The 18,092-nt window shown below is 74.7% G+C and carries 11 protein-coding genes and 1 pseudogene; 6 read left to right on the forward strand and 6 right to left on the reverse strand.

Going from position 1 to position 18,092, the window contains the following annotated elements; translation table 11 throughout:
* Positions 1–90: 90 nt before the first annotated feature.
* Both AVP42_RS11050 and AVP42_RS11055 read right to left on the reverse strand, forming a co-directional pair.
* A complete protein-coding gene (locus AVP42_RS11050) occupies positions 91–1,671 on the reverse strand; it encodes an aminopeptidase P family protein (protein ID WP_197467005.1) in 1,581 nt (526 codons plus the stop codon).
* Positions 1,672–1,701: 30 nt separating this feature from the next.
* On the reverse strand, positions 1,702–2,724 hold the full coding sequence (locus tag AVP42_RS11055; protein ID WP_067949001.1) for an endonuclease/exonuclease/phosphatase family protein: 1,023 nt from the start codon (positions 2,722–2,724) through the stop codon (positions 1,702–1,704).
* A 96-nt stretch (positions 2,725–2,820) separates the two neighbouring features.
* Here AVP42_RS11055 and AVP42_RS11060 point away from each other — a divergent pair, with 96 nt between their 5' ends.
* The gene (locus AVP42_RS11060; protein WP_067949003.1) at positions 2,821–3,711 is read left to right on the forward strand and encodes a PHP domain-containing protein; all 891 of its coding nucleotides are present in this window, start codon (positions 2,821–2,823) and stop codon (positions 3,709–3,711) included.
* A 9-nt stretch (positions 3,712–3,720) separates the two neighbouring features.
* Here AVP42_RS11060 and AVP42_RS11065 read toward each other — a convergent pair whose 3' ends face one another.
* Complete coding sequence (locus AVP42_RS11065; protein ID WP_067949005.1) at positions 3,721–5,214, reverse strand: DEAD/DEAH box helicase; 1,494 nt, start codon at positions 5,212–5,214, stop codon at positions 3,721–3,723.
* A gap of 136 nt (positions 5,215–5,350) precedes the next feature.
* On the opposite strand from AVP42_RS11065, the gene AVP42_RS11070 reads away from it, so the two are divergent.
* A complete protein-coding gene (locus AVP42_RS11070) occupies positions 5,351–6,067 on the forward strand; it encodes a ferritin-like fold-containing protein (RefSeq protein ID WP_082847189.1) in 717 nt (238 codons plus the stop codon).
* Positions 6,068–6,120: 53 nt separating this feature from the next.
* Here the strand turns inward: AVP42_RS11070 and AVP42_RS11075 are convergent, their stop codons facing one another.
* Together AVP42_RS11075 and AVP42_RS11080 are read right to left on the reverse strand one after the other, a co-directional pair.
* Entirely contained in the window at positions 6,121–6,426 is a 306-nt protein-coding gene (locus AVP42_RS11075; protein WP_067949007.1) for a hypothetical protein, read from the reverse strand.
* Entirely contained in the window at positions 6,426–6,650 is a 225-nt protein-coding gene (locus AVP42_RS11080) for a DUF3107 domain-containing protein (RefSeq protein WP_067949010.1), read from the reverse strand. Before AVP42_RS11080 ends, AVP42_RS11075 begins: the two co-directional genes overlap by 1 nt.
* Before the next feature lie 93 nt (positions 6,651–6,743).
* Here AVP42_RS11080 and AVP42_RS11085 point away from each other — a divergent pair, with 93 nt between their 5' ends.
* Both AVP42_RS11085 and AVP42_RS11090 read left to right on the forward strand, forming a co-directional pair.
* Entirely contained in the window at positions 6,744–9,851 is a 3,108-nt protein-coding gene (locus AVP42_RS11085; protein ID WP_082847190.1) for a UrvD/REP family ATP-dependent DNA helicase, read from the forward strand.
* Positions 9,848–13,162, forward strand: coding sequence for an ATP-dependent DNA helicase (locus AVP42_RS11090; protein WP_067949035.1), 3,315 nt, complete (start codon positions 9,848–9,850; stop codon positions 13,160–13,162). The genes AVP42_RS11085 and AVP42_RS11090 overlap by 4 nt, the downstream gene beginning before the upstream one ends.
* A gap of 437 nt (positions 13,163–13,599) precedes the next feature.
* On the opposite strand, the pseudogene AVP42_RS17060 reads toward AVP42_RS11090, so the two are convergent.
* Positions 13,600–14,505, reverse strand: a pseudogene (locus AVP42_RS17060) (phosphotransferase); the annotation flags it as partial.
* On the opposite strand from AVP42_RS17060, the gene nudC reads away from it, so the two are divergent.
* Entirely contained in the window at positions 14,449–15,483 is a 1,035-nt protein-coding gene (gene nudC, locus AVP42_RS11095) for an NAD(+) diphosphatase (protein ID WP_082847194.1), read from the forward strand. The pseudogene AVP42_RS17060 and the gene nudC overlap by 57 nt on opposite strands.
* Positions 15,480–17,291: an ATP-dependent helicase gene (locus tag AVP42_RS11100; RefSeq protein ID WP_067949013.1), complete on the forward strand. Its 1,812-nt coding sequence runs from the start codon at positions 15,480–15,482 to the stop codon at positions 17,289–17,291. Before nudC ends, AVP42_RS11100 begins: the two co-directional genes overlap by 4 nt.
* The last annotated feature ends 801 nt before the right edge of the window (positions 17,292–18,092 follow it).

An 18,092-nucleotide genomic window follows, 5' to 3' on the forward strand; every position in this document is an offset into this window, starting at 1 on the left:
GGCGCGCGAGGAGCGCGACACCGGCGGCGCCTGACGCCGGCGCGGCGACCTCCGTCGCAGCGCCGGCCGTCGCAGCGCCGGCCGTCGGCCTCAGCCGCGCGCGCCCCGCACCCAGGCCTCGACCTCGTCGGCCGTGCGCGGAATGCCGGCCGAGAGGTTCTCGGCGCCGTCGGCGGTGACGAGGATGTCATCCTCGATGCGGACGCCGATGCCGCGGAACTCCTCCGGAACGGTGAGGTCGTCGGGCTGGAAGTAGAGGCCCGGCTCGATGGTGAACACCATCCCCGCCTCGAGCACTCCGTCCAGGTACATCGAGCGCCGCGCCTGGGCGCAGTCGTGCACGTCCAGGCCGAGGTGGTGGCTGGTGCCGTGCACCATGTAGCGCCGGTGGAACTGGTTCTCCGGCCGCAGGGACTCCTCGGCCGAGACGGGCAGGAAGCCCCACTCCGCGGTGCGCTTCGCGATGACCTCCATCGCCGCGGCGTGGATCTCGCGGAAGATCGCACCGGGGCGCACGATGCGGAACGCGGCATCCGCCGCCTCGAGCACGGCCTCGTACACCTGCCGCTGCACGGGCGAGAAGGTCCCGTTGACCGGGAACGTGCGCGTGATGTCGGCGGTGTAGTAGCTGTCGCGCTCGACGCCCGCGTCGAGCAGGACGAGGTCGCCGGGGACGACCGGTCCGTCGTTGCGGGTCCAGTGCAGGATGGTGGCGTGCGGGCCGGCCGCGGCGATCGAGGCGTAGCCGACGTCGTTGCCGTCGAGGCGGGCGCGCGTCGCGAAGACCCCCTCGATCACGCGCTCGCCGCGGACCTCGCTCGTGATGCGAGGCAGCTCGGCGAGCACCTCGGCGAAGCCCCGCTCGGTCGCATCGACGGCGGCGCGCAGCTCGGCGACCTCGTAGTCGTCCTTCACGAGCCGCAGCTCGGACAGGACCCGGGCGAGCTCGGCGTCGGGCTCGTGCTCGGCGTTCACCTCGAGGCTGAACGGGGTGTCGGCCGCGTTCGTCGAGAGCGCGGCCTCGGCGGCGTAGCGCAGGCGGGCGTGGTCGACCCGCTCCGTGACGGCCAGGTCGGCCTCGCGCAGCACGAGGGTGGCCGTGTCGACGGCGTCGACCACCTGGTCGAGGTCGGCGATGCCGCGCGCCTCGAGCTGCAGGTCGGCGGCGACGTGGGCGAGCGACGGGCGCGCTCCGATCCAGAACTCGCCGATCGCCGGATTCGCGTAGAACTCCTCGGAGTCGCGGCCCGCCCGCTCGCGGAAGTAGACGGTCGCCGTGTGGCCGGCGTCGCCCGCGGGCTCCATCACGAGCACCGCGCCCGGCTCGGAGTCGGAGCCCCAGCCGGTGAGGTGGGCGAACGCCGAGTGCGCACGGAACGGGTAGTCGGTGTCGTTCGCCCGCTGCTTCATGTCGCCGGCGGGGATGATCAGCCGCTGGCCGGGGAACGCCGCCGACACCCGCTCGCGACGCGATGCGGCGAACGCCGCCTGCTCGCGCGGCGCCGGCAGCGTCTCGTCGCGATCGGCCCAGCCGCCGCGGATGAAGGACTTGAACCCCTCGGATTCCGGCGTGGTGGACCGGTTGGCGTTGCGGCCGGACTCCTCGGCCGTGGTCTCGTCGAGGGAGCGGGCCTCGTGGGCCGTCGCGGTGGCGTCGCCGGTGTTCGTCATGCGGTCCATTCTCGCACCGGGCGACGACGCTCAGCTGCGGACCAGGGTGGCTACGACCGGCCGGTGGTCGCTTCCCGCGTCGTCGAGTCCCTCGATGACGCGGAACGACTCGACCGACCACGACGGCGTCGCCATCACGTGGTCGATCGGGCTGCCGAGCAGGGCGGGGAGCCCCGTCGGCCACGTGCCGACGCCGCCGGAGCCGCCCGCGGCCGCGGCATCCGCGCACCGCCCGAGGTCGCCGCCGTCGACCCCGCGCCCGGCGAAGTGGTCGAGCGTCGCATTGAAGTCGCCGGCCATGATCACGTCGTCGCCCGCGCACTGCTCGGCCAGCCAGTCGAGGTCGCTGCGCCAGTTGCGCAGTTCCCAGCGGATGGGGGCGACGGCGTGCACCGCGACGATGCGCGGCCCGCTGCCCGAGACCGGATCGGCCACGACGCTCGGCAGCGTGTTCGTGTTCCCCGGCGGGCCGGGGAACTCCGCGTTGACGACCTCGTAGTCGCCGAGGTCGGGCGTGATGAGGATGGTCGTGGAGCGCGCCTTCGCGATCTCGTCGAACGCCTGCGTGTGCACCCACATCGGACTGCCGCCCTCGCGCATGGCGACCGCGACGTCCTCGCCCAGCTGCGCAGTCGTCTCGGGAAGCACCACCACGTCGGCGCCCTCCGCGAGGGCGAGATCGGCGATGGTCGCCGCGTCCGGCACCTCGCCGAGGGTGTTCCACGACAGCACGGTGACCGAACCGGATGCCGCGGCCGCGGGCGTCCCGCCGAGCCCCAGGCCGCGAACGGCGAGCACGCCGACGTTGCCGATGGCGAACAGCATCAGGATCGCGGCCATCGCCGCCCCGAACCACCGTGCCGAACGGCCGAGCGCGAGCGCCACGAACAACGCCGAGGCGACGGCCGCGCACACCGCGGCGGCGCCGCGCAGGGCGACGACGTGCGCCGCGATCCACTGGTTCTGGAGTCCGAACGCCTGCGGCCACAGCAGCACGACGGCGACGGCGGCGGTGCCGAGCAGGAACGCCCAGCCGAGGGTGCGGGGGAGCATCGCGTTCCAGCGTAGGCCAGCGCCCCCGTCCGCGGGGCACGAGCCGACCGCATGTCCGCTGGGAGTCCGCGGTGAACGCGCCCGTACGATGGGGGGATGGCCGACATCCCCGTCGCCGTCCGGGCGGACCTGCACACGCACTCCACGGTCTCGGACGGCACCGACTCACCGGCGGAGCTGGTGGCGGCCGTCGCGCGGTCGGGGCTCGAGGCGTTCGCGATCACCGACCATGACTCGACGGCGGGCTGGGCCGCGGCGCGCATCGCTGCCGAGGAGCACGGCGTCATGATGATCCCGGGCATCGAGCTGTCGACCCGCGTGCAGTTCGCGAGCGTCCACGTGCTCGGCTACCTCGTCGATCCCGCGCACGAGGGCCTCCTCGCCGAGACCGCCCGCATCCGCGAGTCGCGCCTGACGCGCGCGGAGCGGATCGTGGAGCGCATCGCGGTGGACTACGACCTGACCTGGGACGACGTGCTCGCGCAGACGAGCTCGGGCGCCACGATCGGCCGGCCCCACATCGCCGACGCGCTCGTGGCCCGCGGCCACGCCGCGACGAGGTCGGATGCCTTCGCCGGCATCCTGCACTGGCGATCGGGGTACGCCCAGCCGCACTACGCGCCCGACCCGCTCACCGGCATCCGCCTCATCCGCGCCGCGGGCGGCGTGCCCGTGCTCGCGCATCCGGGCACGCGCGGCGCCGAGGAGGTGCTGCCGGAGTCGCGCATCCGCCAGCTCGTGGACGCGGGACTCTTCGGCCTCGAGATCGACCACCCCGAGAACACCGATGCCGCCAAGCCGCGCCTGCGCCGACTCGCCGACCGGTACGGGCTCGCCGTCACGGGGTCGAGCGACTACCACGGACTCGGCAAGCCCAACCGGCTGGGGGAGTGCACGACCGCCCCCGAGGTGGTCGCGCGGATCGTCGCGGAGGGAACCGGGTCGTCGCCGGTCGTGCCGCGCGCGGGGGAACGCGCGGCACGCTGACCGGTGGCGTCAGGCCTGCGCTGCGGGCGCGGCGGTGCCGCCGCCCGAGCGACCGCCGCGACGACGGCGGCGGCGCGGAGCGGCCTTGCCATCGTGGTGCTCGTGTCCCTTGCCGTCGTGGGTGCCGGCGCCCGGTTCCCTGACCTCGGCGGCGGCGCCCTCGTCGGCAGCGGTCGCCGCCGGACGCTCGCCGTCGGGACGGCCGCCGCGGGTGCGACGACGCGACCGCGACCGCGCCGGGCGGGACGCGTCATCCGTCGCCGCTTCGCCCTCGCGACGACCGGCGGTGCTCGACCGGGTCGGCGGGGCGGGGGGCGCGGGCTTGAGGCGGCCCTTGGTGCCCTCGGGGATGTCGAGGTCGGTGTAGAGGTGGGGGCTCGACGAGTAGGTCTCGGTCGGCTCGGGCTGGCCGAACTCGAGTGCGCGGTTGATGAGCGCCCACTTGTGCAGGTCGTCCCAGTCGACGAACGTGACGGCGATGCCGGTCTTGCCCGCGCGGCCCGTGCGGCCGACCCGGTGCAGGTAGGCCTTCTCGTCGTCGGGGATCGTGTGGTTGATCACGTGCGTCACGTCGTCGACGTCGATGCCGCGGGCGGCGACATCCGTCGCGATCAGGACGTCCTTCTTACCGGCCTTGAACGCGGCCATCGCGCGCTCGCGCTGGTCCTGGTTGAGGTCGCCGTGCACGGCCGCGGCGTTGAAGCCCCGGTCGTTGAGCTCCTCGACGAGCTTGGCCGCCGCGCGCTTCGTGCGCGTGAAGATGACGGTCTTGCCGCGGCCCTCGGCCTGCAGGATGCGGGCGATCACCTCGTCCTTGTCGAGCGAGTGGGCGCGGTAGACGAGGTGCTTGATGTTCGCCTGCGTGAGGCCCTCGTCGGGATCGGTCGCCCGGATGTGGATCGGCCGCAGCATGAAGCGGCGCGCGAGCGCGACGATCGGGCCCGGCATGGTCGCCGAGAACAGCATGGTGTGGCGCGTGGCGGGGGTCTGCGAGAACAGCTTCTCGATGTCGGCGAGGAAGCCGAGGTCGAGCATCTTGTCGGCCTCGTCGAGCACCATCTCGCTGACGTTCTTCAGCGACAGCAGCCGCTGGCTGGCCAGGTCGAGGAGGCGGCCGGGCGTGCCGACGACGATCTGGGCGCCGGCCTTCAGCTGCTCGATCTGGCCCTCGTACGCCTTGCCGCCGTAGATCGACACGATCTTGGTGGGGCGGTTGGATGCCGCGAGCTCGAGGTCTTCGGTGACCTGCACGCACAGCTCGCGCGTGGGCACCACGATGAGCGCCTTGACACCGCCCTCGGGGTCGTCGCCGAGGCGCTGGATGAGGGGGAGGCCGAAGCCGAAGGTCTTGCCGGTGCCGGTCTTCGCCTGGCCGATGATGTCCTGGCCGGAGAGGGCCAGCGGGATCGTCTGCTCCTGGATGGGGAAGGCATCGACGATGCCCTTCCCGGCGAGGGCCTCGACGATGTCGGGCGCGATGCCGAGTTCGGTGAACGTGGTCAAGATGTCTGCCTGTCGGTGATGCGGAATGAAGAGGTGCGCCCTGTTCCGATCCCAGGCGCACGGCCGCGGTTCCATCGCCCGCGTGCACGCACAGCCTATCCGAGGCGGCTGTGAGCGCCCGGATATGCTGTCCGACATGGCGAACTGGTCCCGCGCGCGCCTCCCGCGCCCCGAGGCGCCGCGCATGCGGCCCCGCGTCGTGCCGACCGAGCTCACGCGCATCGACTTCACCGAGATCGTGCCCGAACCGGTCGCGTTCCTCGGCCAGGCCGCCTACATCCAGCTCGAGTTCTTCGAGAGCCTCGCGAAGGCCGTCGCGACCGCGCCCGACCTCGCCGCGAAGGAGGGGCTGAGCGCCGCCGCCGGGGTCGCGCTGCGCAAGCACCACGACCTCATCGCGGAACTCCGGCGCCTGGGCGCCGAGCCGGCGGAGGTCATGGCGCCGTTCGCGCCAGCGACCGACCGGTTCCGCCAGGCGACCTCGGGCGCCGACTGGTACGAGCTCCTGCTCGGCATCCACATCACCTCGGGCATGCTCGACGACTACTTCGGGCAGCTCTCCGAGGGGCTCCCGGCCGAACTGGGCGCGCGCGTGCGCGGCATCCTGCAGGAACGCGGCGCGTCGGAGGTGATCGAGCGCGAGCTCTCCGAGGCCATCGCCACGCAGCCCGGGCTCGACGACCGGCTCGCACTGTGGGGCCGCAGCCTCGTCGGCGACACGCTGCTCATCGCACGGTCGGCCCTGCGGGCCGCGGAGGCGAACGGCGCGCTCGGCACCGACGTGGAGCCGGTCTTCACGGAGCTCATCGCCGCCCACACCCGACGGATGGACGCGCTCGGCCTCACGGCCTGACGATCGTCGCCGCCCGCCGGGCGCTGCCGAATCCGGTTCGTCCGTTGCCCGGCTCAGGAGCGGGCGACGCCCGCCTTCGCCAGGCGCGTGAACGTCTCGGCGTCGTCGCGCTCACGGCGCGGACCGAGGAACAGCGCGACGGCCGCGGCCGCCAGCCCCGAGGCGACGAGCGAGATCACCCAGATCCAGCCGCCGTCCCACGCGAGGCCGAGCCACGTGAGCGCGACCCACACCACCGCCGCGACCGCCGCGCCGACGGCCGGCACGACGAGCACGCCGTGCATGCTCCGGCGCGGGATCGCGTACCGCGCGGCGATGCCGAGCAGGGCGCCGCCGAGCGTGATGAACAGCAGCTCCATCAGCCGACGAAGCCGATGCGGCGAGCGGACTCGGTGCCGATCTCCACGTAGGCGAGCGCGGCGGCGGGCACCACGAAGACGGCGCCCTTGGAGTCGGTGAGGCGCAGGACCGGCGACTGTCCGGTCAGTGCGGCAGCGACGGCCTGCTCGACCTCCTCCGCCGTCTGCGAGGTCTCGAAGCCGAGCTCGCGGGGGGAGTTCTGGATGCCGATGCGAAGGTCCACGGTGCGCCTTTCTGTCGTTGACAGCACACTACGACACGCGCGGCACCCGGCCCGACGAGTTCACTGTCGGCGGACACGGATACCGTTGGCCGCATGCAGCCGCTCGTCCAGCCCGCCCCCTCGCTCGTCGACCTGGTCGGACCGGGGCACGCGGCGGTGTTCGGGGCGCCGGGCAGCGGCAAGACCACGCTCGCCGTCGACCTCGTCGCCGAGTACGTGGCCGCGGGCGGCGACCCGGGCGAGGTCCTCGCGCTCGCCGCGACCCGACGCACCGCATCGAGCCTGCGCGACACGCTCGCGGTCCGCCTCGGCGTGCCGACGCGCGGCGCCCTCGCCCGCACCGCGAGCGCGGTCGCGTACGACCTCGTGCGCGCCCGCAGCGGCCGCTCGGTGACGCTGCTCACCGGCGCCGAGCACGACCAGGTCATCGGCGAGCTGCTCGAGGCGCAGGCCGTCGACGGCGGCGGGCCGGCATGGCCCGAGGTCCTCTCCGAGGAGGTCCGGGCGCTCCGCGGGTTCCGGTCCGAGCTGCGCGACCTGCTCATGCGCGCCGTCGAGCAGGGCGTCGACGCCGCAGAGCTCGACCGCCTCGGCCGGCTCGCCGGGCGCCCCGAATGGTGCGCCGCCGCGGGATTCCTGGCGGAGTACGCCGAGGTCAAGGAGCAGCTCCGGCCCACCCAGTTCGATTCGGCCGAGCTCGGCGCGTACGCCGCCGCGATCGTCCGTCGGAGCCTCGTCGACCCCGCCGACGCCGCCGCACTCGGCGACCTGGCGGCGCTCCGGCTCATCGTGGTCGACGACGCCCAGGAGGCCACCGAGGCCACCGCGGCGCTGCTCGGGGCCTTCGCGGCCCGCGGCGTCCGGGTGGTCGCGCTCGGCGATCCCGACGTGGCCAGCAACGGCTTCCGCGGCGGCCGCGCCGACCTGCTGGGCTCGCTCGGATCGGTGCTCGGATCACGCGAGGTGCGCCGCGTGGTGCTGCCTCGCGTGCACCGCGGTCGCGCCGAGCATCGCGACCTGCTCGCCTCCGTGACCGCCCACGTCGGCGCGGCGCTCGGCGGCAGCCACCGCGGGGCCGAGCTCGCCGCGGCGGCCGCGGGCACCGAGCCCGCACATGATCCGCTCGCGCCGATCGTGGGCATCGAAGCCGCCTCCGCCGCCGCAGAGGGGGCGCAGGTCGCAGCGCTGCTGCGCGAGCGCCACCTCCTCGACGGCGTGCCGTGGTCGTCGATGGCGGTGGTGCTCCGCTCGGGCGCCGAGCTGCCGGCCTTCGCCCGCGCGCTCGCCGCCTCCGACGTGCCGGTGTCCGGCCGCCACGCACGAGTCGCCCTGCGCGATGCCCCCGGTGCGGCACCGCTCATCGCCGCGGTGGCCTGCGTGCTCGGCATCGAGCCGATCACGCCCGAATCGGCCACGGCGCTGCTCACGGGCCCGCTCGGTCGGCTCGACCGCGTCGGACTCCGTCGGCTGCGGCTCGCCCTCCGGCACGCGGAACTCTCCGGCGGCGGCGTCCGCAGCGCCGACGAGCTGCTCGTCGAGGCGCTCGGCGTCGCGGGCGGATTCGCCACGATCGACGCACCGGCCGGTCGCCGCGCGGCGCGCCTCGCGCGACTGCTCGACGCCGCCCGTCGGTCCGCGGAGCGGGGCGCCACGGTCGAGGAGCTGCTCTGGCTGCTGTGGCACGACAGCGGCCTCGAGGCGGAATGGGCGGGCCAGGCGGCCGGCTCGGGGGTGCTCGCCGACGAGGCCGACCGATCCATCGACGGTGTCGTGGCCCTGTTCGCGTCCGCGCGTCGCTTCGTCGAGCGCGAGCCGGGAGCCCCGGCGCGTCGCTTCGTCGACGAGCTCCTCCAGAACGCCCTCCCCGAGGATTCGCTCGCTCCCGAGCGCGGCGACGACGCCGTCGTGCTCGCGACGCCGCCGGCGCTCATCGGACGCGAGTTCGACGTGGTCGTCGTGGCGGGCCTGCAGGACGGCGTCTGGCCGAACCTGCGTCCGCGCGGCACGCTGCTGCACGCGGGATCGCTCGGTCCCGCCGTGGCCGCGGCACGCGCCGGGCAGCAGCCGCCCGAACCCGACTCCGCGGCCGCCGTGCGCGCCGCCGTGCGAGCCGACGAGCTGCGGTTGTTCGCGCTCGCGATCTCCCGCGCGCGCCGGCAGGTGGTCCTCGCGTGCACCGCGAACGACGACGAGCAGCCGTCCGTGCTGATGGCCTTCGCCGCCGAGCATCGCGTGGCGCGGCGGCGGCGGCCGCTGCACCTGCGCGGGCTCGTCGGCGCCCTGCGGCGCGACGCGGCCGGAGGCGATCGGGAGGCCGCCGCGGCGATCGCGCTCCTCGCCGAGCAGGGCGTCCCCGGCGCCCACCCGGATGACTGGTACGGCCTGCTCGCCCCGTCGACCGTCGCCCCGCTGGTCGACCTCGAGGGCGATCCCGAGGCGCTCGTCGCCGTGTCGCCGTCGCAGATCGACCGCGTCGAGGAATCGCCGCTGGGCTGGTTCGTCGACCGCGTGGCGTCCCCGCCGTCGGGACTCGCCGCGTCCATCGGCACCATCGTGCACGCCGTGGTCGAGGAGGCCTCGACCACGGAGGGCGACCTCGACGTCGAGACGCTCTGGGCCTCCGTCGAGCGCCGCTGGCGCGACCTCCGATTCGATGCGGGCTGGGTCGCCGAACGCGAGCGTCGCGGCGCACGGCGCATGACCGAGGGAGCGGCCGACTACCTCCGCAGTGCCGCCGATGATGGGGTCGTCGTCCTCGGAGCCGAGGGGCGCTTCACGCTCGTCAGCGGCCGGGTGCGCATCACGGGCACGATCGACCGCGTCGAGGCGTCGCCGGACGGCACCACCGTGATCGTCGACCTCAAGACCGGTCGCACGCCCCCGAGCGCCGCGAAGACCGCCGAGCACCCGCAGCTCGCCGCCTACCAGCTCGCCGCCCGTGCGGGCGCCCTCCCGAACGCCGGGCGTCTCGGCGGCGCGAAGCTCGTCTACGTGGCCCGGCCGGTCGGTGGCCGCCTCTACACCGAGCGCGCCCAGCAGCCCTTCGACGACCAGGCCGAGGCGGCCTTCCGGAGTCGCCTCGACGAGGTCGCCCGGGTCATGGCCGGAGCGACCTTCGAATCGCCGATCGAGTTCGCCCACGGTTCCCGGTTCGGCGACTGGCAGTACCGCGTCCACCTCGTTCCGGCGGTGTGCGCATGACCGCAGCCCGGCTCGCGGCCGACGAGATCGCCCTGCGACTCGGCCTCCACCAGCCCACGCCCGAGCAGCGCGCCGTCATCGAGGCCGCTCCGCACGGCCAGAGCATCGTGGTCGCCGGCGCGGGCAGCGGCAAAACCGAGACGATGGCCAATCGCGTGGTCTGGTTGCTCGCCAACGGCCACGCCGACGTGCCCGAGGTGCTCGGGTTGACGTTCACCCGCAAGGCCGCGGGCGAACTCGCCGACCGGATCCGCGAGCGGATCGGCCAGCTCGTCGACGAGGGGCTCGCCGAGGTCCGCATCGATCCGCTCGAGTCCGCCGCCGTCGGCACGTACAACGCCTTCGCGGGCGCCATCTACCGCGAGCACGCGCTGCGCATCGGCCGCGAGCCCGACGCGGTCGTGCTCGGCGAGGCGGCGGCCTGGCAGCTGGCACGGAGCATCGTGGCGGACTCCGCCGATCCGAGGCTCGTCGAGATCGACGCCTCCCTCGATCGCGTCACCGGGGCGGTGCTCTCGCTCAGCCGCGCGCTCGCCGAGAACGTGACCGACAGCCGCGACGTGCGGGCGTTCGCACGCGACTTCCTCGCCATGGCCGACCTGCCGATCGAGGCACCGCGCAAGCGGACGCCGTTCGAGAGCTTCACCTCGGCGCTCGGCGTGGTCGACGCCCTGCCGCCGCTCCTCGACCTCGCCGACGCGTACGCCGCCGCCAAGCGGTCGCGCGGATACATCGAGTTCTCCGACCAGGTCGCGCTGGCGCTCGAGATCTGCACGTCGCATCCGGATGTGGTCGCCGAGCACCGGGACCGCTACGCGACGGTGCTCCTCGACGAGTACCAGGACACGAGCGTGGTCCAGACCCGACTGCTGGCGACGCTGTTCCGCGACCACCCCGTGATGGCCGTCGGCGACCCCGACCAGTCGATCTACGGATGGCGCGGCGCGAGCGCCGCCAACCTCGCGCGGTTCGGCCGCGACTTCGGCGCGGACGGCACGGCATCGGCGTACGACCTCTCGACGAGCTGGCGCAACCCGGTCGTCGTCCTCGACGCGGCCAACGCCCTCATCGCGCCGCTCGACGGCGGCATCCCCAAGGCGCCGCTGCGCCCGTCGCCCTTCGCCGGACCCGGCCGCCTCGACGTGTCCTGGTCGGAGACGATCGACGACGAGGCCGAGCAGGTCGCCGAGTGGCTCGCCGACCGGCTCCGCCCCGGCAGCCGGACGGCGGCGCTCCTCTGCCGCACCTTCGCCCACGTCGACCTGTTCGCGAACGCGCTGCGTGCGCGGGGGGTGCCCGTCCACGTGCTCGGCGTGGCCGGCCTCCTCGACCAGCCGGTGATCGCCGACCTCGTGTGCGCGCTGCGGGTGCTGCACGACCCGACGGCCGGGTCCGAGCTGCTGCGCCTCCTCGGGGGCGCCCGGTGGCGGATCGGCACCGCCGACCTCGCCGCCCTCGGCGCCCTGGCCCGGTGGCTCGCCGAGCGCGACCTCTCCACGCGTCGTCTCGCCGACGAGGTGCGGCAGGGCATCCGCGGCTCGATCGCCCCGGACGAATCACCCTCCATCGTCGACGCGCTCGACTTCGTCCTCACCGCGCCCGACGACCACCGCGCGCTCGCGGCGATCACCCCCGAGGGGCTGGGCCGCATGCGCCGCGCGGGCACGCAGCTGCAGGCGCTGCGACGCCGCACCGGTCTCGGGCTCGTCGACTTCGTCACGCTCGTGCAGCAGGAACTCCTGCTCGACGTCGAGGTCGCCGCCAACCCCGCCCAACCGCTCGGCGGCCCGAGCCTCGAGGCGTTCGACGAGCTCGTCTCGGGGTTCGTCGACACCGCCGAGCACGCCACGCTCGGCGCCTTCCTCGGCTGGCTGACCGAGGCCGAGCAGCGCGACCGGCTGAGCCCCCGGCAGGACGACCCCGAGCCCGGTGCGGTCCAGGTGCTGTCCATCCACGGATCCAAGGGCCTCGAGTGGGACCTCGTCGCGATCCCGCGCATGGTCGACGACGAGCTGCCGTCGAAGCCGCGGAGCGGCAAGGGCTGGCTCACGTTCGGCGCGCTGCCCGACGAGTTCCGGGGCGATCGCGACGAGATCCCCGAGCTCATGTGGCGTGGGGTGCAGAGCCAGGCCGAGTTCGACGAGGCGGTGCGCGCGTACTCCGCCGAGAACCGCGACCGGCACGCGGAGGAGGAACGCCGGCTGGCCTACGTCGGGGTGACGAGGGCGCGCGCCGAACTCCTGCTGGCCGGGTCGTGGTGGGCGACGCAGAAGGCGCCGCGCTCGCCGAGCGTGTTCCTCCGCGAACTCGTCCAGGTCGGCGCGGTCGCGGCCGACGTGCTCCCGCCGGCGCCGGAGCACGACGAGAACCCGCGCGCGTCCGAGTCGTCGCGCGTGCGGTGGCCGCTCGATCCGCTCGGGCCGCGACGCCCGTCGGTCGAGCGAGCCGCCGGTCTCGTCCGTGAGGCCGCGTCGTTGCCGTCGGGAACCGGCATCGGGCCGCAGCTCGCCGACGAGATCCGGATGCTGCTGGAGGAGCGCCGGCGGCGCAGCGATCCGCGGCGCGGCGGGGCGGTCCCCGTCCGCGTGCCCGCCTCGCGGTTCAAGGACTACGTCGACGACCCCGGCGCCGTCGCCGCGGAGCTCGCGCGCCCCATGCCGCAGCGCCCCTACCGGGCCACGCGCATCGGCACGCTCTTCCACTCCTGGGTCGAGCAGCGCGCCCTCGGCGAGGGGGCGTCGTCCGGAGCCGGCGACGACCTCGACACGCTCGACGTCGAGCTCGACCTCGACACCGAGGGCGACGTCGTCGCCGACCCGACCGAGGTGCGACTGGCGGCGCTCCGGGAGACGTTCGCGGCCTCCGAGTGGGGCGACCGGCGCCCGGAGGCGGTCGAACTCGAACTGCACCTCCCGCTCGACGGTCACGTGTTCGTGTGCAAGCTCGACGCCGTCTACGGGGTGCCGCCGGGAACGGAGGCGGCGGAGCGCGGCATCCGCTACCAGGTGGTCGACTGGAAGACCGGTGCGGCGCCGCGCGACGAGCGCGAGCTCGAGCTGCGGCAGACCCAGCTCGCGCTCTACCGCCTCGCGTACTCGCGGTGGTCCGGCGTGCCGGTCGAGCAGATCGACGCCGTCTTCTACTACGTGGAGGACGACCTGGTGCTCCGACCCGAACGCCTCTACGACGAGGAGGCGTTGCGGCGAGCGTGGGCGTCCGTGTCCGAGCGCGCGGTCTCCGCCGCGCCGTCCTCCGCACCGACGCTCGACGCGCTGCCGGGCGAGGTGCGCTCGGTGGTCGCCGAGGCCTGAGGTGCCCGAGCCGGGCGCGGCGTCGCATCGCCCCAGTCGCTGAGGTCGAGCGGGATCGGCGCGGTCTCGTCCATGGCCGGCGCGCGCTCGGCGGCGCGCGTGTCGCCGGGTCCCGCGGCGGGCGCCTCGCCGCCGTCGAGGTGGCGACGGAGCTCCTCGACGTCGTAGCTGTCGGTGAGCATGCTCGTCCCGGGCTCGCGGGCGGCGGTGCCCCGCGGCGTGGACTCGAGCAGGCGCTCCACGTCGGTGACGGCGAGGACCGGACCGGTGTCGGTCGTGAGCGACTCGGACGAGTGGTCGTGCACGCGCGCGACGAGGCCGTCGAGCAGTCCCACGGCGTCGTCGATCACGGCGTCGTCGTGCGTGTCGACGCCGTGCAGCAGCCAGCGCGCGAGTTCGAGCTCGCCGTAGAGCAGCGCGCGCCGTGCCAGTTCGGCGTCGGCGAGCCCGGCGCGAGCGGTCACGTACGCGGCCAGGGTCTCCTCCGCCGCGGCGCCCGTGGAGGTGAGCACCCAGTGGAGGTCGCGTGCGGGGTCGTCCTGCGCGAGGCCGGCCCAGCCGAGCACGCCCGTCACGCGGTCGCCCTCGACGAGGAACGAGTCGGCGCCGAGCTGTCCGTTGACGACGGTGGGGGCGAACCGCCACAGCGTGTCGTCGTCGGTGGCCTCCTCCCAGCGGCGCACGAGTGCCGCGGGGAGTCGCCCGGTGTCCGCCGCGCGGTCGATGACCTCGACGGCCGCCTCGCGGGCCTGCTCCGCCGAGCGCCGCGGAAGCCCCGCCTCGCCGATGAAGCCCGCGGGAAGCGCATGGATCGCGGAGATCGCCCGGCCGACCTCGGCCGCGAGCGCCGGGGTGGCCGTGAGGTCGTCCGCCGAGCGCACCGAGCCGGGGATGAACTCGGTGACGACCGCGCGAGTGGGGCCGATCGGCGCCTGGCCGACGAACTCGGGCACCGCGAACGGCAGGCGCGAGCGGATGCCGGTGGACAGGGCGCGCAGCCCGACGAGGTCGGCGGACTGCTCGTTCTCGGCGGCGGGCGAGCGCGGGACGCGGATCAACAGCCTCCGGCCGTCGGTGGAGTGGAGCTCGACGGCATCGAACGCGCCCGACATCCCGTAGGTGTGCGTCCGGGCCGCCCGCACCTCGAGTCCCGCCACCGCGGCCGTGGCCAACGCGGCTAGAGTGAGTGGGGGTCTGGCCATGGCACACAGCCTAAGCACGCGTCCGCGCCCGCCCGGCGACCGCCACGCCTTCCCGACGACTCCGGACGAAAGCGAGAGGTGACCGTGTCCGTACCCGCGTCGCCCGAGCAGGCCGCGTCCGACCCCGACGCCGCGCCGCATCCGACCCGGGCGCCGCTCGCGGCCGAGGCGCCGCCATTGGCGCGCGAGCACCTCGATCGCGACGCCGTCGGCCGCACCGATCCGGCTCGCGAGGCCGCCTTCGACGCCGACCCGCACGCGCGCGTGCTCGTGGTCCGAGACGGGCGCGTCCTCGTCGGCGCCGGAGCGCCCGAGTCGCTCGAGCTGCGGCATCCGTCGGCCCTGCCCCGGCCCGAGGTGCGCATGTACCTCGGCCGCACGCTCGACGCGTCGACGGATGCCGCGGGCGAGCCGTTGCCCGCCGGCAGCCCCGTCGAGGCGTGGGTGCTCGCCGACGCCGACGCGCCGACGCTCGGGCACGACGACCGTTGGCGCGGCCTGCGTTCGGTGGCGACGGTCCTCGACGACCGCGACGCCGGACTCGCCATCCAGGCGGTGGCCCTCGCCAACTGGCACGCCACGCACGCCTTCTGCGCTTCGTGCGGCAGCGCGACCGAGGTCGTGACCGCGGGCTGGGCGCGTCGCTGCCTCGCCGAGGACCGCATGCGATTCCCGCGCACGGACCCGGCGGTGATCGTCATCGTGACCGACGACGACGATCGCGTCCTGCTCGGCTCGAATGCGATGTGGGAACAGGACCGCTTCTCGGTGCTCGCGGGCTTCGTCGAGCCGGGGGAGTCGCTCGAAGCGGCTGTCGTGCGGGAGATCGCCGAGGAGACCGGCCTGCAGGTCGACCGGGTCGAGTACCTGGGGTCGCAGCCCTGGCCGTTCCCGGCGAGCCTCATGCTGGCCTTCCGGGCGCGGGTGGTCGACGGGGCGCCGGTCGCACCGGTGCCCGATGGCGAGGAGATCGTCGAGCTGCGCTGGTTCGACCGGACCGAGCTGCGCGGGGCGCTGGGCCGGGTGGCCCTGCCGGGCGAGACCTCGATCGCGCGCTGGATGCTCGAGCAGTGGTACGGGGGTCCGCTCGCGTCGTCACTGCCCTGGTCGACGTCATGACCACGAGCGATCCGCTCCTCGACGCGCTCGACGACGAGCAGCGCGTCGCGGCCGAGGCCCTCGTCGGACCGGTCTGCGTGCTCGCCGGCGCCGGCACGGGGAAGACCCGCGCCATCACGCACCGGATCGCCTACGGCGTGGCATCCGGCGCCTACGACCCCGCCCGCGTCATGGCCCTCACGTTCACGAACCGCGCCGCCGCCGAACTGCGGTCGCGCCTGCGCGCGCTCGGCGCGGGCGGCGTGCCGGCGCGCACGTTCCATGCCGCGGCGCTCGCGCAGCTGAACCACTTCTGGCCGATCGTGGCGGGCGGTCCGGCTCCGCGGGTCCTCGAGTTCAAGGGGCGGCTCCTCGGGCTCGCGGCCGAGCGGTGCCGCCTGCGGGTCGACACGGCGACGCTGCGCGACGTCGCCGCCGAGATCGAGTGGCGCAAGGTCAGCGTGCTCGGCATGGACGAGTACCGCGCCCGCCTCGCCTCGCGCGGGGCGCCCGGCTCGCTCGACGCCGACCAGTTCCTCGACCTCGTCGCCGCGTACGAGCAGCTGAAGGACGAGCGCCGCTCGATGGATTTCGAGGACGTGCTGCTCGCCACGGCGGGCATGATCGAGACCGAGCCGGCGGTCGCCATGCAGGTGCGCGAGGGCTACCGCCACTTCGTCGTCGACGAGTACCAGGACGTCTCGCCCGCCCAGCAGCACCTGCTCGACCTGTGGCTCGGCGACCGCCGCGACGTGTGCGTCGTCGGCGATGCCAGCCAGACCATCTACTCCTTCGCGGGCGCGTCGGCCGAGCACCTGCTCGGGTTCGAGCGGCGGTACCCGGATGCCACGATCGTGCGTCTCGAACGCAACTACCGCTCGACCCCCGAAATCGTCGAGGTCGCGAACCGCCTGGTGCGCGGTCGTCCGGGCGCGCTCCGCCTGGTCGCGGCCGCGCCCGACGCCGGGGATCCGGCGACCGGCGACGCGACGGTCGCGGCTGAGCGCGCGGCATCCGCCCGGGGACGGGTGGCCGACGGGCCGGCACCCGAGGTGGTCGCCTACCCCGACGAGCTGGCCGAGGCCCGCGGCACTGCCACGCGGATCCGCGAACGCATCGACGCAGGTGTGCCCGCCGCATCCATCGCCGTCCTGATGCGCGTCAACTCGCAGTCGGCACTGCTCGAGCAGGCGCTCGCCGAGGTCGGCGTCTCGACGCGGGTGCGCGGGGCCCAGCGGTTCTTCGACCAGCCCGAGGTGAAGCAGGCCGTGCACGCCATCCGCGCCCAGGCGCTCGCGGCGACGGGCGAGCCGCTGTTCAAGACGGTCAGCGACGTGCTGCGCTCGCTCGGCTGGTCGGTGGAGGCGCCGGAGGGCCCCGGAGCGGTGCGGTCGCGGTGGGAGTCGCTCAACGCGCTCGCCCGCCTCGTCGACGACGTGCCCGCGGGCACGACCCTGCGCGCGTTCGCCGATGACCTGTCGGCGCGGGCGCAGGCGCAGCACGAGCCGGCGATCGCCGCGGTGACGCTGGCGACGCTGCACTCGGCCAAGGGCCTCGAATGGGATGAGGTGCACCTCGTGGGCCTCACCGAGGGCATGCTCCCGATCGCCTATGCGACCGGGCTCGAGGCGATCGACGAGGAGCGACGCCTGCTCTACGTCGGCATCACGCGGGCACGGCGTCGGCTGACGCTGAGCTGGGCGGCCCGATCCGGCGCGCATCGAGGCGAGCGGGAGCCGTCGCGATTCCTCCGGGAGCTCGACATCCGCACTCGGGATGCGCAGCGACCGGCTCGGGAGCGCGTGGGCGGCGTGCCGACGCGTCGCTGACGAGCACGCAGGCCGCGTCGAAGGCGGTGCGACCGTCCCGCAGCAGGTCGTCGACGACGGATGCCGCGAGCGCCAGCGCCTCGTGCTCGACGCGCGGGCTGCGAGGCGGGGCGGCGGCGGCCGCGAGCTGTGCGGCCACGGCCGGCCACGCGGCATCCGCGTCGCGTCGGACCAGGTGGACGCAGCGCAGGCACGGACCCGACCCGGGCCGCACGAAGGGGCCCACCTCGGCGCCGCGCTCGTCGAACACGAGCGCGAGATGCGGTACGTCGGCGGCCAGCCACGGCAGGTGGGCCGCGGGGGAGACCACGCGTGAGGCGATCACGACGACCGCGTCGACCGCGTCGGCCGGTGCATTCGGCGCGTGGACCGGCCGGTGACCGAGCCGCGCGAGCTGCGCGGCGAGAGCGGCGACGTGGTCGGGTTCGCCGTCGATGGCGACGGTACCGGCGCGGGGCGACGCAGCGGATGCCGCGGCGGGGAGCAGGGCCGGTTCGACCCGCTCGAGCAGGTCGTCGAGGTCGGTGGGCGAGCCGCCCAGCGCCGCCCCGATGGTCGCCAGCGTGGACCGGCTCGCGCCGGAGGCGAGCGCGCTGAGGATCCCCTCCTCGAACGGCCCGGGACGCTCGAGGACCGCGACCGGACGGACGCCGCCGAGCTGGAGGGCGTCGTGCGAGCGCCAGACGAGGGGCAGTGCGGGGTCGAGTCGCGGCGTCATGCCGGAAGCATGCCCGACCGCCGGCCGACGGCTCGTCGGTCGTCCACAGGACGGGGCCGCGGACGCAGCGGGTGGGGCGGCGC

The organism is Agromyces sp. NDB4Y10 (assembly GCF_001620055.1).
GTDB lineage: Bacteria > Actinomycetota > Actinomycetes > Actinomycetales > Microbacteriaceae > Agromyces > Agromyces indicus.